At 49.4% G+C, this 24,548-nt stretch carries 18 protein-coding genes; 1 reads left to right on the top strand and 17 read right to left on the bottom strand.

All coding sequences use genetic code 11. The features are described 5' to 3' along the window. Nucleotides 1–20: 20 nt before the first annotated feature. From tssM to ACP3TC_RS04420, 17 genes are all read right to left on the bottom strand, one after another. Complete coding sequence (gene tssM, locus ACP3TC_RS04500; RefSeq protein ID WP_426817598.1) at nt 21–3,515, bottom strand: type VI secretion system membrane subunit TssM; 3,495 nt, start codon at nt 3,513–3,515, stop codon at nt 21–23. 8 nt (nt 3,516–3,523) lie between these two features. Continuing rightward, nucleotides 3,524–5,044 (bottom strand): type IVB secretion system protein IcmH/DotU, encoded by a 1,521-nt coding sequence (gene icmH, locus ACP3TC_RS04495; protein ID WP_313853287.1) that lies wholly within the window; start codon nt 5,042–5,044, stop codon nt 3,524–3,526. Beyond that, the gene (tssK, locus tag ACP3TC_RS04490) at nt 5,041–6,396 is read right to left on the bottom strand and encodes a type VI secretion system baseplate subunit TssK (protein WP_313853288.1); all 1,356 of its coding nucleotides are present in this window, start codon (nt 6,394–6,396) and stop codon (nt 5,041–5,043) included. Before tssK ends, icmH begins: the two co-directional genes overlap by 4 nt. Nucleotides 6,397–6,400: 4 nt before the next feature. After that, nucleotides 6,401–6,910 carry a type VI secretion lipoprotein TssJ gene (locus ACP3TC_RS04485; protein ID WP_426817597.1) on the bottom strand — a complete coding sequence of 170 codons (510 nt, stop codon included), beginning with the start codon at nt 6,908–6,910 and terminating at the stop codon, nt 6,401–6,403. After that, complete coding sequence (locus ACP3TC_RS04480) at nt 6,903–7,268, bottom strand: PAAR-like domain-containing protein (protein WP_313853291.1); 366 nt, start codon at nt 7,266–7,268, stop codon at nt 6,903–6,905. The genes ACP3TC_RS04485 and ACP3TC_RS04480 overlap by 8 nt, the downstream gene beginning before the upstream one ends. Nucleotides 7,269–7,273: 5 nt before the next feature. Next, nucleotides 7,274–7,891 carry a DUF3540 domain-containing protein gene (locus tag ACP3TC_RS04475; protein ID WP_426817596.1) on the bottom strand — a complete coding sequence of 206 codons (618 nt, stop codon included), beginning with the start codon at nt 7,889–7,891 and terminating at the stop codon, nt 7,274–7,276. Then, complete coding sequence (locus tag ACP3TC_RS04470; protein ID WP_426817595.1) at nt 7,884–8,987, bottom strand: pentapeptide repeat-containing protein; 1,104 nt, start codon at nt 8,985–8,987, stop codon at nt 7,884–7,886. The genes ACP3TC_RS04475 and ACP3TC_RS04470 overlap by 8 nt, the downstream gene beginning before the upstream one ends. 24 nt (nt 8,988–9,011) lie before the next feature. Further along, on the bottom strand, nt 9,012–11,231 hold the full coding sequence (locus tag ACP3TC_RS04465; RefSeq protein WP_313853298.1) for a DUF2169 family type VI secretion system accessory protein: 2,220 nt from the start codon (nt 11,229–11,231) through the stop codon (nt 9,012–9,014). 12 nt (nt 11,232–11,243) lie between these two features. Then, nucleotides 11,244–13,592, bottom strand: a complete 2,349-nt coding sequence (gene vgrG / locus ACP3TC_RS04460) for a type VI secretion system tip protein VgrG (protein WP_426817594.1) — start codon at nt 13,590–13,592, stop codon at nt 11,244–11,246. Nucleotides 13,593–13,629: 37 nt separating this feature from the next. Next, nucleotides 13,630–16,218 carry a type VI secretion system ATPase TssH gene (gene tssH / locus ACP3TC_RS04455; protein ID WP_426817593.1) on the bottom strand — a complete coding sequence of 863 codons (2,589 nt, stop codon included), beginning with the start codon at nt 16,216–16,218 and terminating at the stop codon, nt 13,630–13,632. 18 nt (nt 16,219–16,236) lie between these two features. After that, a complete protein-coding gene (gene tssG, locus ACP3TC_RS04450; protein WP_426817592.1) occupies nt 16,237–17,220 on the bottom strand; it encodes a type VI secretion system baseplate subunit TssG in 984 nt (327 codons plus the stop codon). Then, nucleotides 17,213–19,057 carry a type VI secretion system baseplate subunit TssF gene (gene tssF / locus ACP3TC_RS04445; RefSeq protein ID WP_426817591.1) on the bottom strand — a complete coding sequence of 615 codons (1,845 nt, stop codon included), beginning with the start codon at nt 19,055–19,057 and terminating at the stop codon, nt 17,213–17,215. The genes tssG and tssF overlap by 8 nt, the downstream gene beginning before the upstream one ends. A gap of 33 nt (nt 19,058–19,090) precedes the next feature. After that, nucleotides 19,091–19,534, bottom strand: coding sequence for a type VI secretion system baseplate subunit TssE (locus tag ACP3TC_RS04440; protein ID WP_313853310.1), 444 nt, complete (start codon nt 19,532–19,534; stop codon nt 19,091–19,093). 71 nt (nt 19,535–19,605) lie between these two features. Next, a complete protein-coding gene (locus tag ACP3TC_RS04435) occupies nt 19,606–20,124 on the bottom strand; it encodes an Hcp family type VI secretion system effector (protein WP_313853312.1) in 519 nt (172 codons plus the stop codon). A 177-nt stretch (nt 20,125–20,301) separates the two neighbouring features. Next, nucleotides 20,302–21,804 carry a type VI secretion system contractile sheath large subunit gene (gene tssC, locus ACP3TC_RS04430; protein ID WP_426817590.1) on the bottom strand — a complete coding sequence of 501 codons (1,503 nt, stop codon included), beginning with the start codon at nt 21,802–21,804 and terminating at the stop codon, nt 20,302–20,304. Nucleotides 21,805–21,812: 8 nt separating this feature from the next. Next, complete coding sequence (tssB, locus tag ACP3TC_RS04425; protein WP_313853316.1) at nt 21,813–22,367, bottom strand: type VI secretion system contractile sheath small subunit; 555 nt, start codon at nt 22,365–22,367, stop codon at nt 21,813–21,815. A 9-nt stretch (nt 22,368–22,376) separates the two neighbouring features. Beyond that, the gene (locus tag ACP3TC_RS04420; protein ID WP_426817589.1) at nt 22,377–23,372 is read right to left on the bottom strand and encodes an ImpA family type VI secretion system protein; all 996 of its coding nucleotides are present in this window, start codon (nt 23,370–23,372) and stop codon (nt 22,377–22,379) included. A 180-nt stretch (nt 23,373–23,552) separates the two neighbouring features. Between ACP3TC_RS04420 and ACP3TC_RS04415 the strand changes: the two genes are divergently transcribed. Beyond that, nucleotides 23,553–24,296 carry a DNA -binding domain-containing protein gene (locus tag ACP3TC_RS04415; protein WP_390902397.1) on the top strand — a complete coding sequence of 248 codons (744 nt, stop codon included), beginning with the start codon at nt 23,553–23,555 and terminating at the stop codon, nt 24,294–24,296. The last annotated feature ends 252 nt before the right edge of the window (nt 24,297–24,548 follow it).

The raw sequence follows: 24,548 nt of genomic DNA, 5'->3' as shown, positions 1-24,548 counted from the left end.
GGTATTTCCTTATTTTGCAGTTAGAGATTTTTAGGGCATGAGAACTGGGTCAATGCTTTTGACCACAGCGGGTAATCTTTCATGGTGGAACTCAGTTCAAGGTTGAAAAAACCGCTGACATTATTCATTGCCATCGTCAGTTCGCGGCTATTTGGCCCCAGTGGCACTGCGTTACTGGCGTCATACATGCGGAAAATAGCCCACGGACCATTGAAACTGACCGTTTCCACATTGCCATCGCGGGTTTTAAACGTCAGACGGATGTAGACCCCGCCCTTCGGACCCGGCCATTCAACCCGCATTGGCTGACTGGCACCGTGGCTGTAAGTCAGTATCTGACCATCAACATCAAGCACGGCCTCCAGAATTGAGGGCGTCAGTGAAACGGGTCGTATAATCATCGACATCGCCATTCTGTCGCCAGCATCAAAAAAGGTGTCACGGATTCGGGCTGCGTTCTCAAACGCCCGCAGCGTTTTTTCCGTTACCACGCCGTTACTGTTGGATTTCACCTTCCAGCGGCTGCCATTGATATCGACATAAGGCGCCAGATTCTGATCAAAGAAACTTTGCATCGCACCGGTACGGCCAAACATTCGACTGAAATCGCCAATGCCGATTTCTTCAGTCGACCGGCGATTAAACGGATAGCGACCGTTAACTGTGGTGTTACATAAATCGGATGCGATTGAAGCCACACCTTTACTGAGATTGGCCTTACTTTGCTGCAAGCTTTGTGACTGACCGACCTCAAGCAGATCCCGCATCACGCTGCGTATCGGCTCTGGCTGACGGGCCATATCGATTTGCAACCGATTGAAATCATTGCTTTGCGGCAGAATCTGCCCCGCTCGTAGTGAAGTTGAAAGCGTGATCAGCTGGTTATAAATTTGCTCAAAGGTTTTAGCCAGCGGATCGGAATTACTGGTCGAGGTGCTTTCCAGAGCAACACCCAGCCGTCGTAACATCTCAAAGCGATCTTCTACGGCCTTTTCCGGCGTCAAACGAAAACGTGAACGCTCACCCGATATTTCGTCAATAATGCTGCGGCGTGCATTGGTGAGCTTATTGCGTTGAGTATCAAACCAGCCAGAGGACATTCCTCCTTTGGTTGAGCTATCAATACTCAGGGTGGTTTCACGTGAGGCGAACCGCACCAGATTGGCTAAAGGAGACGAAGGATCGGAGAACTGCCGGGCTAATAATGCGGCATCATCCAGTCCGTTGATCGGGCGCACCCGAATATCCTGCAGGAAAGCATCCCAGTGGTTGGCATATTCCGTCAGATAATACTTACGGGCTTCGTCGGATAATTTTTGTGCCGCTGCGAGTAGGCTGACTTTACTGACCGATGATTTACCGTCGCTCAGCACCCACTTCTCCTCATCAATCATCGCTTCTGATGCGGCCTGAAGTTGTGAATTCACCACGTCATAGTAACTGGCACGCGTGTAAAACGCCGGGATCGCCATATCTGTCACGGTCTTCGGGCTTTTACGCCTGAGCATCAGCGTAACACTGGAACCGGCGGCATCTGCCAGGCTGATATTTTCAATCCGTGGGGGCAGCGGCGCATCTTCAATGCGATGGATCACCCGAATATGTATTGGCGTTTTCATCGCCTTAATACGCGACTCGCGAATTAATTCATTATTCAGTTTAGCGGCAGGCGCCGCTGTGGATGAGCCATTGAACAACTGACTCAGATGGTAACTGAACAGTTTTCGGTCGTCCGGGGTATAACCTTGCGGAGCAAAATTTTCCCAACGCGCCATAAACCATTGCACCAAAGCCTTCGTTGAACGATTGTCAGGCTGGCCAAGCATCAGGTAGATTTTTAACGTGTCATAGCTATCGACATCAAAAGACTGAGTATCTTTTTTGAGCTCATTCGCCACGTAATTCTCGACCGCCGGCCAGAACACTTTATTCAGATGACGATGATAAGTGTCGAACATTGCCTGATTAAGTAAGCGATGTTCGAAATAAGGGGTTAATAATGGCGGAGAGCTCTCCAGATAGTGGGTGTTGATATATCCCAACTGCTCGTAGGCGGCGACTAAATTATCATTCACCTGATTAGTCAGTGGAATATCGCGCACGATGCGCCGCGTTTCCTCAAAGCGGGCGGTGGCGTAGCCAATATAGTCATATTCCCAGAAGTAACGCCCCGCCAGTAGCAGCAGTATAATTCCGAGCGCCAGCGTCACACCAACATATTTGCCTGTCGCCAGCAGTCGGTTACGCAAAGGCATCGGCCCGCTGCCGTGTAACACTCCCCGTTCGCTAATCGCCTGGCTCAGCGCCGGAAAATACATCTGCCCCGCAGGCCGGTCTTCAACAATATTGGTTGATGACGGGTAATACATCGCCTCCCAGGAAGTGAGATTCTGGGTGCTGCCTAACCAGCATTGCCGCAGACAACCGCTATAGCCCACTGGCGTTGCCGGGAATATTTGTTCCAGTAGACCAAACAGGGGTTTTTGAATTGCCCCAAGGCTTTCGGTGAACAGTAATAATTGATGGCGCATTTCCATATTGAGCGAGTCATGCATGATTTCCAGCACATAGCGGCTGATGCCTGACAGGAAATCCCGGTAACGCTGCGCGTCAGCTGAAAAATTATTCGCCCCCTGCTCATTAAAGGACATGCTAATACCCAGTCCTTCAGCCAGCAGATCGTCACTCATCAGGCAGAGAAAAGTTTCGCCACCAGGCAATTTATCGATATTATTAAGCAACAGATATACGGCAATATCAGCCTGAAAGGTTGAGGCCACTTCCATCACCCGCAGACGCAATGTATCAGCCAGTGACTTACGTTCCGTCAGTGACGCCTGCAGTAATACATCAACATCAAGGCAAAGAATAATTCCGTCAATTCCCGGATAGTGGCGATGCTTACGGATCATCGAAAACAGTTTATGCCGGGCGTTACCCGCCTCCTCACTCTGTCCATGCAGTAAAATCCACTCGCCCGCCGTATCAATATAAACTGCACGATCGGTCAGCCACCAATTGCAGTCCTGAGTGGGACCGATATCAGTGGTCTGCGCCAGACCATACTGTTCTGACATCAGAAATTTTTCACCGCTCTCATAAATAATCGAGGTTTTACCGCAGCCCTGTGGCCCCATTACCAAAAACCACGGTTTAGCATCGATATATTGCCTTTTACGCTGTTGCCGCCAACGCTGCCAGCGGGTTTTATAATGCGATAAATACGCCTGTTTCAGCGTTAACATCGCATCATGAAAACGGGCAGAAACACGATCAAGCTGAACCGTTTTTTTCTTGCGCCGGGGTAGCGGTGCGCGGGCATAACGAAAAATCCAACCAAAGAAGATGGCGACAAAAGGCCATAGTGCCCAGCATAACACCAGCACAATAATAACCTGGCGAACCCAGGCACTTCCCAGCGGAAAATAAGGGCCAATGGCGATCAGCGGACCTATCCACCACACGGCATAGCACAATAACAGCGCAATAAATAAAATCAGCATTCTGCGTATCATAACAATTCCTATTGTTGAGTATCTGTTCCCTGAGATTCGGTACGAGGCGATTCCAGATATTGCTGCATAGCCTGATTGGCATCACGCTGACCAATCTTCCATAAGATATCGACACGGCGGTTACGACGGCGGCCTTCTTCCGTGGCGTTGTCTGCCAGAGGCTCACTTTCACCGCGGCCAATTGCACTGATTTCACGCTGATGGGTTTCGTTAAGCTGCGTGGATTCCCGTAGCTTTTCAGCTACCACGGCGGCTCTGGCGGCGGAAAGCTTAAGATTATTGTTGCCAGATGTACTGCGAAACGGTTTGTTATCCGTATGCCCAATCACTTCCATATCACCCGGCCACGGAGCCAGTGCTTTGCCAAGACGCTCAATATTTTGTTTTTTGATAAACTCTTCGGAAAGAGTCGCTTCTCCGGTGCGAAACGCTCCATCGGAAGTAAAGATAAGTAGCCATCCGCGTGGATCCTTGCGCACCTCGAGCCAACCTTCATTGAGAATATTAGATAAAGGATTCGGCAAGGTTTCCATGATGTTTATTTTCCGTGGTTCAGGCAGAACCCAGGTCAAAATATTGCTGCGAATTTGCTGAGATTGCTGATGTAAATACCAGGCGGTAATTCCATAAGCACATAAACAGCATGCGAAGCCATAAATAAAGATTTTTCGCGCTTTAATATATTGGCGGCGTGCTGAACCCTGAATGGTCTGCACGATAGCCAAAGACTGGGTGAACTCCTGACCATAAAGTTGCGTATGGAGCCGGTTGCGTAAATCCATCAGCAATACCGACCCATGTTCTAACATTTGATATTTACCTTCAAAACCCAGGCACATAATCAAATCATAGAATTCCAGCACTTCCCGGTACTCTTTCGGGGAGTTCATATAAACGCGTAAATGCTCGAAGCAGTTCTCACCCCCCCAGGCATCACGGTGAAATTCGACCAACAAACTTTGGTTGTAGGATTCTGCCGTCTGAAGCCCATTGAAAATGCCATCTATATAGGTACAAAGCAGATAAGAGAGATGACCGACATCCTCCTGCGGGCAATTCTTCTTTTGCAGGCTCTGCTGGAAGAATTGTAATTCCCGGACGATCGGCGGCCTGACTTCAGCGGCAACACGGCTCGGCCAGCGGCGAATATTCTCCACCAACAGTAATAACGGCATCGCTGCTGCAATGTAAGTATTATCCCAAAGCCCTTGCAGTAAGCCCGGGCGCTCATAGAGCCCCCGGGATGGCGTTATTCGCGGCGTATTGGTGTCATGCGTAAGCGGTAGCGGCTGATTTGTCGCGAGTGCATGCTCATTGGCCGGAGTCGCCAGAGTATCAACCACTGCCTTATCCTGCTGCTCTGCTGAGGATGCATCAGGCTGGCGGCTTCCTTTTACCATCATACCGCCCAAAGAGGCCACTGCACTTTTGGCCTGCCACATTGGATCGGTTAATGACTGTTCCGCTTGTCTGGCACCATTCCGGGCGGTGGAAATGGCTTCGAGAATCTGGCGTTCGAAATCTTTCATCCGAGTCTTCCTTGCCGCAGACCCCAAACTTCAAAATGCAGTTCAGGGAAATCTCCCACAATACTGAGTGCGATAGCCGAACCCGACATCATTTCCTTATACATAGGATCGGTATGATCCACTTCGAAATAGACACTGTTCGGGTAATAAGGGATATATCTTGGTGGTGAGGACATGGGGATCATCCTCGCTCCCGGTAACTGCAAATCGATCAGCTGGACAATTTTCTCCACCGGGCCAAGTTTGCTTTGGGTTGGGAAATACGAGCGGATAGTTTCGGCAGGCAATTTGGAGCTGACGGTAAAAATCAGTTTTTCCAGACGCAGTTGTGCATCGTTCTGGCACAGGTAAATATTGTCGCCGCGTTCAACAAACGGCAAGGCGACCGCCGGAGCTTCAATCACCAGTGACAGCGCGCGGCGTAAAGCCGCAAACAGCGCAAAATATCCCTTATGCGGTTCATGATGCGCATAGACCAAATCTTGCCTGGCCCAGGGTTTGTCTCCACCGGGGATGGTGCTCAGTTGCCCAAGCAGCCCCAGTAACAATTGAAATAACTGTTCAGGATGCACCTGTTTTTGCATCAGAATATGCGAGAGTTTAAGATTATACTCGCTGAGTGTTTGCAGTAATAACAGCTCCAGTAGCTCGGACAACCCGCCGATTGACAGCAGCACATCAGGACGATAAACCGCCTCAAGTCGTTGAACGATTAGACCCAATAACTCGGTTACCGCATTTTCCAACCAGCCGATAGCGCGAAAATCCAACATCGGCGGCAAAAAATTGTCATCCAGAATTAAGCGTCCGTCACGGGTGCGTTCTTTAATATACGCGATGGGCAGCATCGACTCTGCATCACTGATACTGCCGCGCAAATTGAGCCTGGACTGCAATTGTCCCAGCTGAAGCGTGGCAATTGACGGCGTTCCTTCTGCTGCAATGCCGTGATTACGATCTTTCACTTCCGCATCCAGAGCAATAAAACGGCTACCGTGGCGGCTTTGTGTTAAATCAATATAGGTATTGCCGGGAATATCCATCAGGATCGAGAGGCATACGATACTCCCCTGACAGTTTTCACCGGGATCAAATGGCAAGGGTAATGCTTCATTCTCGCCCATATTAAAAGGTGTGCCGTCTGGAAAAATACCGCCCGCGTAATTCAGCGCAATTTTTCCCTGATCGAGTAAGCCCTGATTAATACCTAATGTGTGGAATCCCCACGCCAGCGCACTGAGGCTTCGCGCACGCATTTCAGTGAGATGTTCTAAATAACGTTCCTGTTGTTGAAAATGCTGAGGCTCCATGAGCATTCCTTCAACCCATGCAACACGTTGTTTTGGCAGCATATTACTAGTCCTCTAAAACTTTTGTCTCAGTTGTGGCTTTTAATGACAGGTTCTTACCCTCAACGGAAATGACCTGGCTTAAATTGTGACGAGCAGCAGACTTGAACGTTAACAGCCCTTTGCCGTTATTCATGTCCTGAAACTCAGCAGCAATTGCCCACCAGCGATCTTGTTCATAAGGAATCTCGCGGAAATATCGACGTTCCTCTGCTGGGGCAAGCATATATTCCGTTACGCTGACCACCTCGGCGCTGGTATTAATACCGCTGCACAGCGTGCCCTGATATAAACCCGGAGGTGACCACCCTTCGCTGTTCAGTTCAACGATGCATAATTTCAACGGCTGTGCTTGTCCGCTGGCACCCGGATTGATCCAGGGATCAGTAACAATCCGCAGCTCAATCCGGCGTTGCTGTGGCGGTATTTCCGGCGCTGAAGAAAACCAGCTGCAGCCACTTAGCAGTGTGCTTCCCACCAGCACCAGCCCGGGAATTAATCTGAATAAACTAGGCATTGATAAAATACTTCGTCTGACTGGGGGCAATTTGCGTCGATGACGCGTTGTTGTTGTTGGTCATACTCATGTCTCCCAGACGGGTTGCCGGGCTTCCCTGAATAAAGTACTTACCTGAACCTTGCATCGGGTCCATCTTGGCCGAATGCGTTCCGGAAGCGGCTCCGGTAAATCCCCCGCTATCAATGGTGGACGGACGAATAGTGTTGAGATTTTGTTCATTACCTCCGCAACAAAAGTAATTGCTCACATTCGGTATACCATTGGCGTTTGGCGCAATATTCGGTGCAGAGATCGGCACCATTGGGTCACAACCGGTAAAACTGTTGCCACCTGCTCGGGTATTAGCTGCTGTCATCGTGATTACCCCATATGAACCTGTCCGCCATCGATTTTAAGAACCGCGGAGGCATTTAATGATCCAATCCGGCTATTAATAATTAAGCTCTGATCGGCCTGTTGATTAATGTGGCGGGCATGAGTCGTGTCGGTATTCTCCACCTCTTTACTCGCCTGCTTCGCTCTGACAAATAGCGAGTCAGCAACCTGGTGCAGGGTTTTCGCCACCCACAACGAAGTGCGTGCCATTAATGAAAAATGTCTGGTATGGATCTCAACTTTTTCCGGGCTATGAATTTCCAGCGCGGGGGTAATAAAGTGCAAAGGCATCTCACCACTGTTGATTACCAGTGGCGAGTCAGGAGCCGCGCGTAATAAGATGGCGGTGATGTAAACCTGCTGCTGTTCAATAATCGCACTGACCCAATCGCCGGTTTCAGGCATTACCAGGCAACTGGCGGCTTGAGCTACCGGCAATGTTTCATACCCATGCAGTAACACACTGCCGTTATCCGTATTGCGAACCTCAGCAGTGATTACTTGCGGCCGATCGGTTCTCCGCGCTACGGCTTTATTCGCTGAACAGGCGGGATGGTCAGTTAAATCGCGTTGGAATTTCAGTAAAGTGGCTAATTCAGACATAACGGCTGGCTCCTGAAGGGACAGAGGGAAATTGGGAGGTGTCTTTTGGGCCTGGCTTATGCAGGCTGTACCAGTTATCAATCTGGCTCAGTAACGGATCTGGCATTTGCAAAGTCGCGTCCAGCAGCGGTATTTGTGCGCCGTGAAGTCGTGTTTTACTGAGTTGACTGGCCTGTAATGACGAAGCGTTCAGCATGCAACTGCGCATATCCGCCTGCGCCAGATTGGTTTGCGTCAGATTGCAGCGCGTCAGGTTTACCCGTAATAAACAGGCTTTTGGCAATTGGGCCGCCTGAAGATTGCAGTCAGTCAATCTGGCGTCGGCAAACCGTGCCGCGGCCAGTTGTGCCTGACTTAAATCGCAAGCGCTGATCTGCGCTTCATCGAACAGCGCTGCCGTAAGGTTGGCTTTATTAAACCAGCACTGTGTCAGCTGGGTTTTATGAAAATTACTGTTTGCCAGCGGCTGATTACGGAAATCAACCTGTTCCAGTTGGCACTGGCTCCAGACCAAAATATCGCAGCCGGTCAGCTGATACTCACACGCTTTTAAAATACAGCTGCTCATCACCTGACGGATAAGTTCGCACTCTTTCCATACTGACTGCTGAATAACACATCCATGTATGTTGGCATCCTGCATTTTACTGTTGCTTATCGTCAGGCTGTTTATTGGCGTATCTTGTACCGTCCAGTAATGCAGCTGAATATTGTCTAACTGAACATCATCAAGCTGACAGAGCGTTAATACCCAGCGTTCAATTAAGCAGTTGCTGAAATACCCACCCTGCCACCGAAGCTCAATAAATAACGCATTGATGACTGCAACGTCCTCTATTGAAATATCATCGAACTGACAATAACGAAACGTGCTGTTTTCTGCCCTGCCACGATTCAGACGCAGGCGGGTAAAATGGCAATGCTCAAAATGAATATTGCACAGCTCGATATCCGTCAGGGTAATATCCGTAAAGGTACATTGTATAAAGTGAACATCAGACAATATTAACGTCTGTAATTCACGCTGGGTAAATTGCTGACCCACTATCTGACGCGGTCCATCAGGAGGCAGCATCGTGCCATCGTAAGGTATCATTCCATTTTCCTTTTAAAGCGACGTCTATGCTGAAGCGTGATAACGACGCGGTATCCAGTGCGTCTTTTCCGTCAGGCAATGTTCAAAGCACGTGGTCAGATTTTGATTAATCATCGCCAAATTGGCACCAGCCAGGTTACAACGCAGGAAACTGGCGTCGCGCAGATCTGCGTTGTATAGCAAGCTCTGTTGCAGACTGGTGCTCTGCCAGTGACTGTGCGTCAGTTGGGCGTCTTTCAGGCGCACCGCGGCCATATCACAGGCGATCAGCGTCGCCTGCGATAAATTGGCTTTGTCGCAGCAGCTCTCCAGCATCGAACAATAGCTAAAGGTACTGGAGTGCAAATTAGCGCTGAGAAAACCCATTTTATTCATGCTGCAATGCTCAAAATGCGTATCAGAAAGATCGGTATTTAACCCGGTGGTTACACTGTTGAAATAACAGTGGCTAAAGCGCACAGAGGCCCACTGGCTGGTGATAATCGACGTTTTCTCGATAGTGCTCTCCGTGAAACGCGCTCGCGATACGTTACACTCATCAAATACGCACGACAGGATGTTGCTCTGGTTAAATACGGTCTGCTGACACTGCGATTCAGACAGGAAACAGCTCTGTAAGGTACTGTGTTCAAACTGCCCAAGGCCAAAATCACTGCTGTTAATCAAACAATTATCGAAAGAATTGCCGATAAAGTGGCTTTGCTGAAACCTGACGTGTTCAAAGGTGATTTTTTCCCATTTGCAATGGTTAAAATGGGCCTTCTGCCACTCCGTTTGCCTGAATAAACAGTCGGTAAAAGAGACGGTATTCCAGCATGAATCGGCAAAATCACCCTGAATAAATTGGCAATGTTCAAACGTGCAGTTATTCAGTGTGGCGTTATCGAAATGGCTGTTATTAAAGGTGCAATGCCGAAAATGTTTATTGTCCAGCCTCATGCCGGACAGAGCGCTGGCTGAAAACAAAATATTGGTAGCCGTCTCTTCGCCGCTGGCTAACCACTGGGTCGCCAGCTCATCCGAATCGGAAGATGGGATCTTCAGATTACGCAACGTATCCTGCCCTTCCGCTTCCTGCCGTTCCTGTGCCTCAATAGCTTTCTGGATATCCTGATAAAAAGATTCGACATCGATTTCAGGCATAGCTGTGGCGTTATAGCGTAATGAATCAGGATGATCGGCCAAATCCCGAATAACATTTAATGGCATACCGGTTGGCATTAACTCAGTATCTTTAAGAAATTCAAATGTTGGAGCGTCGGTCACACTGCGTTTCTTATAGATTTGCTGGTAATACTCCGGGCTACGCAACTCGTCGGCGTGATCCATGCCGACCAACAGGGTCTCAACCGGCTCATCAAAAAGATGCGTCAGTGGCAGGCTACCGGTAAACACCATCAGGCCAATGTCATTATCCGGTAGCAGCCACAGCGTTTTACGCTGTAATGTTAATTCACTTGGCGACTGTGCGTTTTTATTCCAGATGAAAGCTCTGGCACGGACGGACGGAAATACCCCTGAGATAACCGCATCCTGTGGGCGGAATCCCGTCAGTCTGAAAGGCACATTGTCTGGCCACTCGGCTTTTTTCAGCCATTGTTCAGGGGGTGCCATCTGAAAATAACGACGGTTAATATTCGGTGGCAAGCCCGGGAAAAAGGTCTCCAGATATTTAGGGTCTGTCATACCAGAGGCGACGGCATCCAGATGTGCCTTGCGTAACTGAAAACCGTAAGGAACCGGAGTCGGGGCCGCCAGCGGCGAACGAACCGTCGCAGCACCATCCGCCCCGATCGCCATAACTGTCGGTTTACGATCGTCGTCATAACCGCGGCCCAAAGGATTTTCTTTGCAGCCTTTTCCTCCCCAGCTCTGGGTATGATCCATCGGAATACGCAGGAAGGGTTTGATACCCAGCCCTGTTTTGCTGCCTTCCCCTTCAATACACCAGCGCCGGTTAATCGCCCCGACGTCTACCTCGGGATACAGCGATGTCACTTCTTCGCCAATACCGGCATGGCCTGCCAGTAAAAACTCGGCAAACGGCTTTGGTTCAGCACTGTCGAGCATTTGCAGCGAAAGCGGGGCTGATTTCCATGCCTGCCAGATTTGTGGTTCAGTTACCAGATGCTCAGGTTTAGACAGGTAGCATCCGGCTACCACGCTGATCCCCATATGACTTTCATAGCCTATCTGATAACAGTTTTTCAGCACCACCAGCTGCTGTGGACGAATAATGCGCATCACGACTCCTTATCAGTTTTTGCTCTGCATACCGACGGTTTTAAGGTCAACGCCGGTTTGCGAATAGCCAACGCCGGTATACGAGAGGGAAAAGCCGGTGTTGCTGATACTGCTGGCGGTGGTGCTGATGCTGCTGCCGGTGGTGCTGATACTGCTGCCGGTGGTGCTTATGCTGCTGCCGGTAGCAGAAACCGAACTGCCGGTGGTGGAGATGCTGCTCACCGTCGTGCTGAGGCTGCTGCCGGTCATGCTGACAGAACTTCCGGTGGTGCTGATGCTGCTCCCGGTCATGCTGGTACTGCTGCCGGTGGTGCTATGACTCACGCCGGTGGTGCTGGTACTGCTTCCGGTGAAGCCAACACTGCTGCCGGTAAAGGACTGGCTGTTGCCGGTAATGCTATGGCTGGATCCCGTCTGACTCATACTCTGGCCGGTGATACTGGAACTTAAGCCGGTAATACTATGACTGCTGCCGGTGATGCCATTACTGGTGCCGGTAAAGGAAGAGCTGCATCCGGTCATACTGCTGCTGACTCCGGTTGCGCTGGTGCTGGCACCGGTAAAAGAAGTACTCACGCCGGTAAAGGAGCAGCCAACGCCGGTAAATGAGGTACTCAGCAACGTGCCACTCACACTCACGCCGGTCGCACTGACGGACATGCCGGTTAGAGACAGGCTGGCCCCGGTACTGGAGATCCCCAGTCCTTTGGCAGAAACATCCATGCCGGTGACCGAAAAACTGACGTCTTTATAAGAGACATGGTTACTGATCCACTCGGTAGCGGTGCGTTCTACCGTGGCATAACTATCCTGCCCTACCGCCGTGGAACTGTTGCGTTCAATGGTGTTTTGCAGGTCACGCTCAGCGTGCAGCATGATGCGTTCATTACCACGATTGTCATCAAAAGTGAGCTGACTGGCATGCTGTGGCTGGCCAAAGCGCAGGGATCGGGAGACAAATCCCGAATAGTTAATATTCTCCGGTAAGCGATAAGGCGGTGGATTTTCACCGTTATAAACGATCCCGGTCACCATCGGGCGATCCAGATCGCCATCGACGTAGCTGATCAATACCTCCTGGCCGACGCGCGGCATCGCCAGCACGCCCCAGCCTTTCCCGGCCCATGCCTGCACTACGCGGATCCAGCAGGAACTGTCATCTTCGGTGGTTTTATAGCGATCCCAGTGAAAGTGCACGCGAATACGGCCAAACTTGTCGGTATGCACTTCTGACTCTTTTGCTCCCACCACCGTCGCGCTTTGCAAACCTGAAACCTGTGGATGCGGCGTCACACATTGCGGACGGAAAATAATGTCATCGTTTAAGGCTTTAAACCGACAAACAATATTCCGCCCCTGGCTGTCGCTGTCCGGCCCGTCCTGGACAAAACTGTAGTCACAGCCGATCAGCTTAAATCCACGATTACGATTACTGTCAGGATGCAGTACCAAAGAGAAAGAGCGACCCGCTGACAATCCTGTGGCATTACTTTCACCCGACAACATTTGCCCATGGCTCTGAATAGCCTCAAGGCGTAAACGGGCAATATCTTCACCATGTTGCGTGTCGGTGTATCCCGCCGCATAGTCGTACCATTCCAGCGGCACGTCTTGCAGATACTGGCGGCTTTCTTCTATATGCGTTTGCAATGTATTGCGCGGATTACGGAAATCAAAATCGCGCAGTACCACCTCACTGGAGTGGATACGCTGTGAGCGCTGAATGCGCTGAACGCCCTCACGAATCGCCCGCATCTCTTCACTATCCGGCAGGAAAGTAAGTTCGGCATACGGCGCTTCCAGTGCCGGAAACTGCTGCTGGTCGGTAATAACTAAAGTGTGTTTATCGTCGTGATGTTCGAAGTAGTACCAGACTCCCTCATCCTCCATCAGACGATTAACAAACGCGAAGTCTGTCTCTTCAAACTGTACGCAATACTCACGCGAGGGATAGCTGCTGACAATATCGAACCGGTAGTCAGCAAAGTTATAGCGCGAGAATACCTGCTCAATAATATCGATAATGCTCAGATTCTGGAAAATCCGGCAGTTACGGTTTTGCTGTAAAAACCACAGCCAGGTACTCAGTTCAAGGCGATAAATAAATTGATTTTGTCGCTGTCCTTCATCATTTCCCGCCACCACATAGGTAAAAAAGGTTCGGTAACCGGCAGAATCCGGTAATTCAATTTTTACCTTGATGACTTCCCCTAATAAACCGATCAGATTAATATCCGCATCCGCAGCCTGAAACTCCAGTTTATAAGCCGGGTTATCCGAGAGCCGTTCTTCCGTAGTGAAACTAAGAGGAAAGGCATTCAGACCTGATAACACTTCATTCTCTATCTCAATTAATGGCATAACGACTCCGTTTAAAATTAATCTGCGCTGATATCAGTTATGCGAATTCAATACCCAGTTCGGTTTCTTCAACGATCAGGCGTATCTCTTTCAACGGTTCAGCCTCGTGACGACGCTGCAAAACTTCATTGCCAACAACGGGAAGAATTGTCTGGCGCAACAGCTCTTCAACCGCTCGGCCATGATTGGGATGACTACTGACTCTGCTGGCGATCCATCCAGGAATATCGCCTTCGATAATCAAACCGGCGCCGATTTCATCCGCTAAACGCTGCTGCAAACGTGAAAGATGATAAGAGGCTATTTGCGCCAGCGCGGCTTGATCCAATGGGATATAGGGAATGATATGAACTCTGGCTAACAGCGCGGGAGCAAAGCGGCGCAGCAAGGCGTCGTATACCAGAGGCTTCAGCGCCGCAGGTTTAATATCGCTTTCAGCCAGGTAAGCCTGTTCGATCTCTTCGGCGCCCTGATTGCAGGTCAGCAGAATAAAACATTGGCGGAAGCTGACTAAACGCCCTTCGGCATCCTCCATCCAGCCTTTATCGAACACCTGATAAAAAGCGTCCTGAATATCGGGATGCGCTTTATCAAACTCATCCAGCAGAATAACCGAATAGGGTTTGCGCCTTACCGCTTCGGTTAATTTCCCACCTTTGCCATAACCGACATAGCCCGGAGGCGCGCCTTTCAGCGTCGATAACGTGTGTGCTTCCTGAAACTCGCTCATATTAAAGGTAATAAGGTTATGAGCACCGCCGTAGAGTGTTTCGACCAGTACATTGGCGGTTTCCGTTTTTCCGGTTCCGGTGGAGCCGGCCAACAGAAAGATTCCCAGCGGACGGTCCTGCGACTGAATGCCTGCCCGGGCGATGCGTATCGCCTGAGAGATCTCTTTGATGCCGTGCTGTTGCCCAAAGATACGCTCACCAAGCCGCTGTTCGAGATTCAATACATTCTCAATATCGTCCTGCAACATCTTGCCGGAAGGGATACCGGTCCAGTCGGAAAGCACCGCCGCAATGCTCTGCTCATCGACCCACGGGTATACCAACGGCGTACCTTCCTGTAGCGCCAGCAGCTCAGACCAGCGCGCATGTCCGGCCAGCGTATCGTGACTTTTGGCATCGGGAATCACCTCATTAACCAGCTGTTTTTCCTTATAATCACGAATTTTCAGCGCCGTCAGTTCGCTTTCTGACCTCTCAATCTGCGTCACGACTTCAGCCAGTCGCAGTTCGACGTTCGCCCCGAGCTGTTGCTCGCGAATCAAATAGTGATGCTCAGTTTTCAGTACATCCAGCTGGGCTGATAATTGCTCGATCGCTTGTGGCTCGGCGTGCTGGCTAAGCGCGACGCGTGCGCAAGCGGTATCCAGCAGGCTGATGGCTTTATCGGGCAGCTGTCGGGAAGGCAAATTGCGCAGTGACAAACGGACGGCAGCAGCAATAGCACCGTCACGGATAGTGACGTTATGGTGCTGAGCAAAGTGTGGCGCAATCGCCCGCAGCATATCGATGGCGACAGACTCGTTCGGCTCACCTATCAATACCCGCTGGAAGCGGCGAGTCAGAGCGGCATCCGGTTCAATAAACTGCTTATATTCTGACCAGGTGGTGGCAGCGATCATTCGCAGCGCCCCTCTGGCGAGCATTGGTTTAAGCAGGTTCACCGCATCCCCGGTGCCTGCTTGTCCACCGGCACCGACCAGCGTATGAGCCTCATCACAAAACAGGATAATCGGCGTATCGGACTGGCTGATGCCGTCAATCAGCGATTTAAGCCGCGATTCAAACTCACCACGCATACTGGCACCCGCCTGCATCCGCCCCAGATCCAGAGAGAGCAGACGCGCCCCTTTTAACAACGGAGGCACATCGCCGCTGGCTAATTTGCGCGCCAGCGCCTCAACCACTGCGGTTTTACCAACGCCCGCTTCCCCGACCAGAATCGGGTTGTTCTGACGGCGACGCAGCAAAATATCGACAACCTGCCGCAGTTCAGCATCGCGACCAATCACCGGATCGATATCACCAGCCTGCGCTTGTTGGGTTAGATCGTTACACCACTTATTTAGCGCCGCCTGAGCTTCGCTTGACGAACTACCCGGAGTTTCCGTCGCCAGCGCATCGCCTTTCGGCACATCTTCTGCATACTCAACAGAGTTACGCAGCAGATCCTCATACTCTTCTGCGACCTGAGGAATCGGCAGCTTTTTAAACTCACCACACAGGCGATACAACCAACGCTGATGCTGCGTGTCTTGCAGTAACGCCAGCAAAATGTGCGAGGTACGAATAGGAGAAGGTGAGCCCATTAACTGGCTCATCACCAGCCCGCCTTCAACCGCGGCTTCAAGCCTGGATGACAAATCTTGTACCGAGACTTTAGTCACCGGCATATGCTGAATAATATGATCAAGCTGAGCTGAGATAATTTCCTGATTCAGGTCGTAATGCGCCAACAGCAGAGGAATATCACCACGTTGTTGATCCATCAGCACTTTCAACCAATGCTCCAGCTCCACATACTCATGTCGATAACTGCGGCAAAGTCGGGTTGCCTCAACAAAAGTTTTATAGGCAAAGGCACCCAATCGATTAAAAAGACGTTCACGTTGATACACCGTTATCGCTCCCATAAGTTAGGTAACTGTTCTGTAAATTGGCTGTATGCGCAGTGCTGAGTCTGGCTTTAACCAGCAATGGCGGCTAAGGGTTCCCCCTCCCAGGCGACAGGCCATGTTGGGGGAGGTTTTGATGATCAATTGCACGTCCAGCACCATGCGGTAGCGGACAAAGTCATGACAGATGCGCACCAGCGTGTTGATGCGTTCACTATTGCGCTGAAAATCCAGATATTGCGGATCGGAGACCGGACCAATTGACAGCTGCAGGCTATGCTGCACATCGAAAAAGCGACGCCCGACACGCGTGCTGCCCAAGCGGCCCATTCGCTGGTTTTGTTGGTTGCGGGAATCATCAATCCACAACCCTTTATGCGCCTCAAGACGGACAGGGACAGCAAAGTATTGGCTGAGAATGTCCTGTAGCTTGCGCAGCGAGCCTCTGCCCGGCAGATAGGCGCCAGGGAAGCAGCGCCTGATCCGCTCCAGGTGGGGATTCTGTGCCTGCTGAGGCGTCAGCCCGGCCAGCTGGCATAAATGTTGTTGAAAGGCATTATCCGATGGCCGATCGTGGCCAACAGCGACATGCGTTTGCGCCCATGCCCGATAATGCAAAATCGCCATTCGTTGGCTGAGGATGCCGGCAAACTGCTCAAAGGCCGCGTTGCGTTTGGACAGCGCCTCATTGCGGGCATGCTCGGTGACATGAATCGGCAGGGGTCCATACGGCGCGAACAAGCCAAAGTGACGGCAGAAAATCGTAATCTCCGACAACCGATGTCGGGTATTCAGCGTTTGTCGAACATCGCTCACTTCACGCGGCGCAAAAGACATATCAGCAGGTTGAATAATCCGCAGCCGAATATGACTTTTATCCCCCAAAGTGCCGAGGCGTCTTTGTTCCGGCGTGGCGCGCTCAATGCGTCGCAGTAATTCAAAAAAGTCCTGGCTGGCCGAAAGGCCAGGCAAAAAAGCACTGTCCCGGGGCTGAAGATTAGTCATAACGCACAGGCCCCCACTCTGCGAAGGTTTCGCCATCAAGCTGCATCTGCATTCTCAGGGTTTGCCCTAATTCACAATATTCTGATAAGGCGTGATGCAGGATACGGGCGAACAGAAAGGCACCTTTATCACTGTGGTGGCTACTGCTGAAATTCAGGGTGGCTTCAACCCCTCGCGACCAGGCAATAGGCCCTGCTACTGCATGGCGCTCAAATTTATGCGCCATGCTGGCATGAATAAGACTGGTGATCCTTTTGTACTGATTCACCTCTTCAGGCTGACAAAACAGAGATAGCCAGTCTTTCAGCAGCGGTGAGCAATCGGTAATTTCCGGTAGCGCGTAGCGCAGTGGATTATTAGCAATCAGCTGCAATGCCTGCCAGGCTTGCGCCATATCAGGCACTCCCTGCGGTTTGCTCGGTTGGCGTAGCATCTGTATCTGGCCAACCGGCAGAGCAATTTCCAGCTGAAATTCCGGCTGTTGTAACTGACTGGGGACTAAGTGGCGTTCGCAGACCATTGCCTCGATGGACAACGATTTGACGTGATCGATATCGACGCCACTGGCGCCGGGGGAAATGGCGATAAACAGACTGTCATGGGGTAACGGGGAGTTTTTAGCCCGATGTTTATCGGTAAACTCGCGGCGGCGGCGGATACTGTAACCCGCGACTTTATCGTCATCATCAAAGCGAGCATGTCCATGCAGCGAAGAGAATGGCACGCTGCCTCCCTCGGTCAGCAAACCGTTAACCGCCGTGACATGATGAATCTCATACAGCGCCGGATTCAACGGATCAACCACCACCGGATATTCTGTATGTTCCCCATTAATCAGTACCGGACTGCAGCGACGTTTAAACAGATTAATTATTGGTGTCGCAAACAGGCGGAAGTCGTCGCGACCGACTCGGCCAATTAAATGTAACGGTCGTTGATCGAGTACAAACAGTATTTCGAAGCTGTGAATGCCCTCTCCCTGCTGCAGAAAATCATTGATTCCCTGTAATTCGAGATCGAAAAACCGTGAAGGTGCAGCGAAATATTCCCGCAGCAAACGGCTGCCGGGCAGTTCACTGATTCCCACCGGCAGCAGCGCTTCTTGCTCACTCAATCCTCCCTGGCAAAGGTGTTCTTTGGTCAGAACCTTAACCAAAGGTTCTCCCTCGGTGCTGGCCCATAAAACAATACGCAGCGTGTTGTTCAGCAGTGTGGTGAGTAACTGATTTGCATGAATCGTTCCCGCAGCCAGCGTCAGATTCATCGGGGAAAAATCCAGTTCGGATAGCGAAGCCACGCCCTGCGTGGTAAAACGCAGCCGTAAATGGGCCTGCCCGGCCTGCAATTGCTGGGCAACCGTCTGTGGCAAATAGGCCGGCGGCGTGCTGGCACACTCAGCATTTTCAATGATGAGCGGCTGTATATTCAGATTTCGGCCGGTTGAAAAATTGGCCCGCCGATTATTAAGCGAACTGTCACTCAGCGTTACCCGGCTGCCTTTAGGCAATACCACATGCGAATGCCATTGCGGTGAGGTGAGATCCGGGATCAACGCAATCGTGGCAATAGAAGGTAACGGCGTATACCAAAGTGGTGCCAGCCGCCCGAGCATTTGCAGCGCAAACTCGGGATGTTCGTTATTCAGCCGCTGCTGAATACGCGAGCTGAGAAAGGCAGTGCCCTCAAGCAGCCGCTCTACAAAAGGATCGAGCACACCGTCTGCGTGTAATCCAAGATGTTGAGCCACTTGCGGATGCATATGCGCAAAGCGCTGCCCATCCTCGCGCAAATAACGCAACTCTTCGTTATATAAAGTCAGAAAACTTTCGTTTAGCATGACGGCTGTCCCTGTTTTATTGCTACGCGTTATTCAAACAACGCGAACCATTCCGTAGGAGTAATCAAGTGCGATACGTAAATTCACTAAATGCCCTTCACCGGGCAAATTACACAGGGCATGGATGTCGAACAGAATAGCGAGCACCCAGGTCTGGTCTTTATTAATCAGTGGTACGACTTTGATCGAACGCGGGTCCAGACGTGATTCAAAGGTGGCGATAATGCGCTGTATACGCCTGGCCAATTCCATCAAATCGGTGTGTACCGGAACTTGCTGACTGAGTGAAGGCAAGCCGAAGTTCAGCACTGAAGTTTCGCAATAGGGATAGCCCTTCAACTTCAGTTCGGCACTGTGCGCCGAATCATTTAATAACGTCTCGATGTCACGCAAAATAACCTCACGCCAGTGTGGTAAGCGTGCGTGTTCGTGACGAAGACTTAATTTGTCGAAAAGCATCGGCGCTGAAATATCCATAATTGGCCCTTACTCATCCTGTTGTTAAGACTGCTCTCCTGAACCGAGAGCAGTCTTGATGCATTACGGTGTTAAATACGGGCGTTCAGTTTCAGGTCGTAGCCTGATTTAATTACAGCGCCCATCGAGCCATCATTTTTCTGCTCTTTGTATTCAACTTCGATACGGGCAAAGTTAAGGCTGATAGCATCTGTTGGCAGCACAGTGCCGTTTTCTTCCTGATCGCTGTTGCCAAGAGGCATATTGCCGACCGTCTTGAAAGAAGACACCAGACAGTTACTGAACGTCACCGTCAGGAAGTCTTGCTGACCACTGCCTGATTTACGGCACACCAATTTAGCCTGTGGAATATGCTCACCAGTAGCACACATCAGGAACAGCTTTGGTGATGCCTTATTGCTGACCATGCGGAATTCGAAGTCCTTCATTTCGACTTTTCCGGAGCCACCGCCACTGCCAAAACCCCAGCGCCCTGCGTTTTCCTCTGCCCATTGCCAGGCCTGTAACTGAATCCATCCAGCATAATTCTGGTCAGGGGATTCGCCTTCTACACCCTCGATTTTTAGAAAGTAATCGACTAAAGCTGCCATTTTTTCACTCCTGAATTAATGTCATTAAAGTTGGGTTAAATAACTATTCCGCAATAAAATATTGCCTCAATAAATTCTTAAATCCTTCTGTTCGCTTATTACCTCCTTGAAAAATACATTGATATTCCTACTACTATGTTTATCTATATTTGGACTAATAATGAATGGGATTAAAAATTACTTTGTTTCACTTTCTTTGCTGGAGGGAAGTTTAGAAACCAGTCGCAGAGAAACGGTCATACCTTCCAGCTGATAGTGAGGGCGCAAATAAAAGTGGGCACGATAAAAACCCGGATCGTCTTCCACATCCTCCACCTGCACTTCAGCCGCAGCTAATGGGCGTTTAGCTTTGGTCGCTTCGGTAGAAATTGAAGGGTCACCATCGACATAGTTCATCAACCAGTCGTTAAGCCACACTTGCATATCATCCCGTGAGCGGAATGAACCAATCTTGTCGCGCACAATGCATTTCAGGTAGTGAGCGAAACGACAGGTCGCAAAAATATAAGGCAAACGGGCGGATAATTTGGCATTTGCCGTGGCGTCCGGATCGTCATAATTGGCAGGTGAATGCAAAGTACAGGAGCCAATAAATGCCGCGAAGTCCGAGTTTTTTCGGTAAACCAGCGGTAAGAAGCCAGCGCTGGATAACTCGTTCTCACGACGGTCGGAAATAGCTAACTCTGTCGGACAAGTGAGTTCATATCCTCCTTCATCAGAGGGGAAAGCATAGGCCGGGAGCTCCTCTACTGAACCACCAGATTCAATGCCACGGATGCGCGAGCACCAGCCATATTCATTAAAAGCACGGTTGATATTAACGCCCATCGCATAGGCGGCATTGGCCCAGGTAAAGTCCTCTGTCGCATACGGGCTGACCACTTCTTCGAAAGCGAAATCGTCAATCGGGTCGCCTTTCGAACCGTACGGCAGGCGAGAAAGAAAGCGTGGCAGCGTCAGTACCAGATAACGGGAGTCATTACTTTCACGCAAACGACGCCATGGCGCATATTCAGGGGTGGTGAAAATTTTGCCAATATCGCGCGGATTACCCAGCTCCTTCCAGCTGTTCATTTGCATGATGCTTGGAGAAGAAGAGGCAATAAAAGGGCAGTGCGCCGCTGCCGCAACTTTGGCTAACTCAGTCAACAGAGCCACGCTTTGTGGACTGTGATCGAACTCATAATCGCCAATCATGCAACCAAAGGGCTCACCACCAAATTGCCCATATTCATGTTCATAGATCTGTTTGAATATCGGGCTTTGATCCCATGCTGAACCACGATAACGGCGCAGGGTTTTTGCCAGCTCATCCTGGCTTATATTGAGCACGCGGATTTTTAACGTCTCATTGACTTCAGTGTTATCTACAAGATAAGCAAGGCCGCGCCAGGCAGATTCCAGTTTTTGAAACTCTTTGTGATGCAAAATATGGTTCATTTGCTCGGAGAGCTTTTCATCAATTTCAGCCACCAAAGATTCAATGGTCAGCACCACATCACGGCTGACTTTTACCTGGCCTTTGTTGGCGTAAGCAGCAAGCGTGCCGATAGCTCTGCGCACGGTGGCGCTGGCTTCATCAGTTCTCGGGCGAAAAGAGCGTTTTAAAATATCGTCTAACTCGTTCTCGACAATATCGACACCGACATCGAGTGTATTATTGAGCTGGGACTGCGCCATGTTCTCCACTATTTTTCTCCGTCTTCCACTAAAGCATCGTTATCTTCACCGAGCTTCGAAACCGTTCCCTGTGCATCGGTCGCCAGACTTTGTAAGAAGTCGGGTTGTTCAAGCAGCTGTTTTACCACCTCTTCCGCGCTGGTTTTCCCGTCCATATAGGTAATCAGCTCAGCCAAATGCGTCCGCGCCTCAAGTAATTTTTCCATTTGCGGAATACGCCTGGCTAATGCGCCAGGAGAAAAGTCATCCATTGACTCAAATTCCAGTTCAACATTGAGCAACTCATCATCTTCACTCAAAGTGTTATCTACGTTGAATTTCAGGCGCGGTTTGATTGCTCTCATTCGCGCATCGAAGTTATCCTGGTCAAAAGTCAGAAATTTACGTTCTTCAACAGCCGGCAGCGGTTTTTCCCGATGGCCAGACAGGTCGGCCATAACACCAGTAACAAAAGGCAACTCAACTTTCTTGTTCGAGCCATAAATTTCGACGTCGTATTCAATTTGCACGCGCGGTGCATTATTCCTGCCAATAAATTTTTGTGAGCCAGAATCTTTAGCCATTATCTGTCCTTATTGAAACGTTGGGTTGTTTTTCCCGGCCAGCTGCTTCAATGTAACAACAGCTTCCGGTAGAATTTCTTCAACAATGGAATAGAAATCCATACCTATCATCTCCTTGGTTCGGTAAATGAACATGGGTGCTGGATGACTTGGTTCGTAACATTGGAAATACTCCAAAATACGGTCCAGCATCATAATGACCTCTTGCCTGGAGCTAATTCTTTTGTCACTTAAATTTGAATTCACGTTGTCATAACCGTCACTGCCCCTCTCCTCTGAATCGGAAAGTTCTGAGTCATCACGTGGCGGTTCGTTGAGTCGTGAAAGCTGGTTAAGCTGTGAAAGACTGGTCTTAAAAAAATTATGTAATAAATCACAATTTAGTTGATATCCTTCACTGCATTGATTTGCGTAGCGCGAAATTTCTTCGAGAAATTTATCAATCCCTGAGAGTTGTTCCGTGAGTTCTGGCAGGCCATTTTTCTGAAAATAATTATTTACCGCTATCACTAACGCAGAAGATGAAACAGCGTGCCGTTCCTGACCACCGGAAGTGGATTCATTAACAATCAGGTTTTGTAAAGTGAAAGAATGCTCCGGCGTGATGCGCATCGCTTTAATTTCCGCAATACATTGTGCCGTCGCTAACCAGCCGAGGGCAGCAGCGTGACCACTATTCACTGGCGCTTCTTCTGAACGCGGATAGATAACAGCAGAATCGTCCTGGATGCGCTGATGCAAACTCATCAGGCTCTCATAAAGCGCAAAAACACCTTTAATCTGTACATTTGCCCTTATAAACCAAACCATTACGCGCAAGTCAAAACACTGTTCCAGTAATTTTTCAGCCATTTCACTAATATGATGCCAGTTAATTTTTGGCGGCTCAGATGAGCGAGAGAGAGGATCGGCAGACTCATCCAATTGAGATAAAATAGACTCAATCTCACCATATTCTGGCTCGTATTCGACACCGAATAATGTTTCAGAAGATATATCACTCATATTTTTTCCGTCCCTTTTAACGTTGTCCTTCCATGTACATTAATAATAACTTAACTCATAATTAGCCATAGGGATAAAGTTATTGCGCGTTTTTTCACCCTTCATAAACTCATAGAATTCATAAAGTTATTGTGTAGTCGAATGACGTGGATGAATCGTCCCAAGGGAAGGATACTGAGTATGGAAAACAAGATATATAATGACTTCGCGTGGGAATGCTTGCGCAGAAATCCGAAATATATTAAAGATTGGGAGTTTGCCATGGGCAAAAACCATACAGAAATTGTGGCCATTCAAGATAAATCCGAACTGACTCAGTCAGAATTAGACCTGAACGCAGAAGACAAATGGGGGCTATTAAAATACATTCCTCCCTCCGATCCCAACCCAACAAATGTTTTTTGGTCGCCAAAATTAAGCAATCGTTCTGTCAGAGTTACCCTAAGCAATAGCGAAAAAATTAAAGGAGGATATACCTGGGGTGATATGTCTAACCTGCCGGGAATTAAACATCAATTTCTCCGCATGCATGATAATACGCTGTGCGTAAAAATATTTAATCAAAATGCATATTTTCAACTATTTCTTGAAAGTACAACGGTATTGACCGAGGATTCAGGAATTTATATTAACATCCCCCTACATCTGGAACTTGATGCTATTTCAAAAAACATTGAGATATTACAGAGCATTGTTAACCCCAAGATTGATGTTGAAGCCAAAGAGGATCAGTATCTGAGCCTGCTGAAAACCATAGACTACATAAAAAAAGGCTTTTCACATCGGGATATAGCATCAAAATTATTTGGTAATGAGCTGGTCAACAGTGAATGGTCAGCGGACAGTTGGGTAAGGGCAAAAATTCGCTATCGCATAAAAAAAGCGAATGAACTGATAAATCACGGTTATCTTAATTTTCTCTGAAGATCAGCCTCGCTGTTCTAAACATTACTGCATGCCAACGATGACTAACGTGGTCAATAAAAATTGGCCACAGATTTTTGATTTCCCCCACCGCGATGTAGGATTTAAATTCGACATCTGCAAAAAAACCGCCTTAACCCTCGATTAATAAAGAGACACCCTCCCAGAATCATTAATTATCGAGAACTTTCTCATTACCTCTGCAAAAACGTCTCCGGTCTGAAATTGAAAATGTTAGGGTAATCTTCTGTT

The sequence above is a fragment of the Winslowiella sp. 2C04 genome, from assembly GCF_050037805.1.
Lineage (GTDB): Bacteria > Pseudomonadota > Gammaproteobacteria > Enterobacterales > Enterobacteriaceae > Erwinia > Erwinia toletana_A.
This window is presented reverse-complemented; position numbering and strand designations above follow the sequence as displayed.

Excerpts from the sequence above, each read along its gene's own strand:
- tssM (WP_426817598.1), bottom strand. The coding sequence starts at position 3,515 with ATGATACGCAGAATGCTGATTTTATTTATTGCGCTGTTATTGTGCTAT.
- ACP3TC_RS04420 (WP_426817589.1), bottom strand. The coding sequence starts at position 23,372 with ATGAGTGATATATCTTCTGAAACATTATTCGGTGTCGAATACGAGCCA.
- tssC (WP_426817590.1), bottom strand. The coding sequence starts at position 21,804 with ATGGCGCAGTCCCAGCTCAATAATACACTCGATGTCGGTGTCGATATT.
- ACP3TC_RS04435 (WP_313853312.1), bottom strand. The coding sequence starts at position 20,124 with ATGGCAGCTTTAGTCGATTACTTTCTAAAAATCGAGGGTGTAGAAGGC.
- tssK (WP_313853288.1), bottom strand. The coding sequence starts at position 6,396 with ATGCTGCCAAAACAACGTGTTGCATGGGTTGAAGGAATGCTCATGGAG.
- ACP3TC_RS04415 (WP_390902397.1), top strand. The coding sequence starts at position 23,553 with ATGGAAAACAAGATATATAATGACTTCGCGTGGGAATGCTTGCGCAGA.
- ACP3TC_RS04480 (WP_313853291.1), bottom strand. The coding sequence starts at position 7,268 with ATGACAGCAGCTAATACCCGAGCAGGTGGCAACAGTTTTACCGGTTGT.
- ACP3TC_RS04475 (WP_426817596.1), bottom strand. The coding sequence starts at position 7,891 with ATGTCTGAATTAGCCACTTTACTGAAATTCCAACGCGATTTAACTGAC.
- ACP3TC_RS04485 (WP_426817597.1), bottom strand. The coding sequence starts at position 6,910 with ATGCCTAGTTTATTCAGATTAATTCCCGGGCTGGTGCTGGTGGGAAGC.
- tssF (WP_426817591.1), bottom strand. The coding sequence starts at position 19,057 with ATGCTAAACGAAAGTTTTCTGACTTTATATAACGAAGAGTTGCGTTAT.
- tssG (WP_426817592.1), bottom strand. The coding sequence starts at position 17,220 with ATGACTAATCTTCAGCCCCGGGACAGTGCTTTTTTGCCTGGCCTTTCG.
- ACP3TC_RS04440 (WP_313853310.1), bottom strand. The coding sequence starts at position 19,534 with ATGGATATTTCAGCGCCGATGCTTTTCGACAAATTAAGTCTTCGTCAC.
- ACP3TC_RS04465 (WP_313853298.1), bottom strand. The coding sequence starts at position 11,231 with ATGCGCATTATTCGTCCACAGCAGCTGGTGGTGCTGAAAAACTGTTAT.
- icmH (WP_313853287.1), bottom strand. The coding sequence starts at position 5,044 with ATGAAAGATTTCGAACGCCAGATTCTCGAAGCCATTTCCACCGCCCGG.
- ACP3TC_RS04470 (WP_426817595.1), bottom strand. The coding sequence starts at position 8,987 with ATGATACCTTACGATGGCACGATGCTGCCTCCTGATGGACCGCGTCAG.
- vgrG (WP_426817594.1), bottom strand. The coding sequence starts at position 13,592 with ATGCCATTAATTGAGATAGAGAATGAAGTGTTATCAGGTCTGAATGCC.
- tssB (WP_313853316.1), bottom strand. The coding sequence starts at position 22,367 with ATGGCTAAAGATTCTGGCTCACAAAAATTTATTGGCAGGAATAATGCA.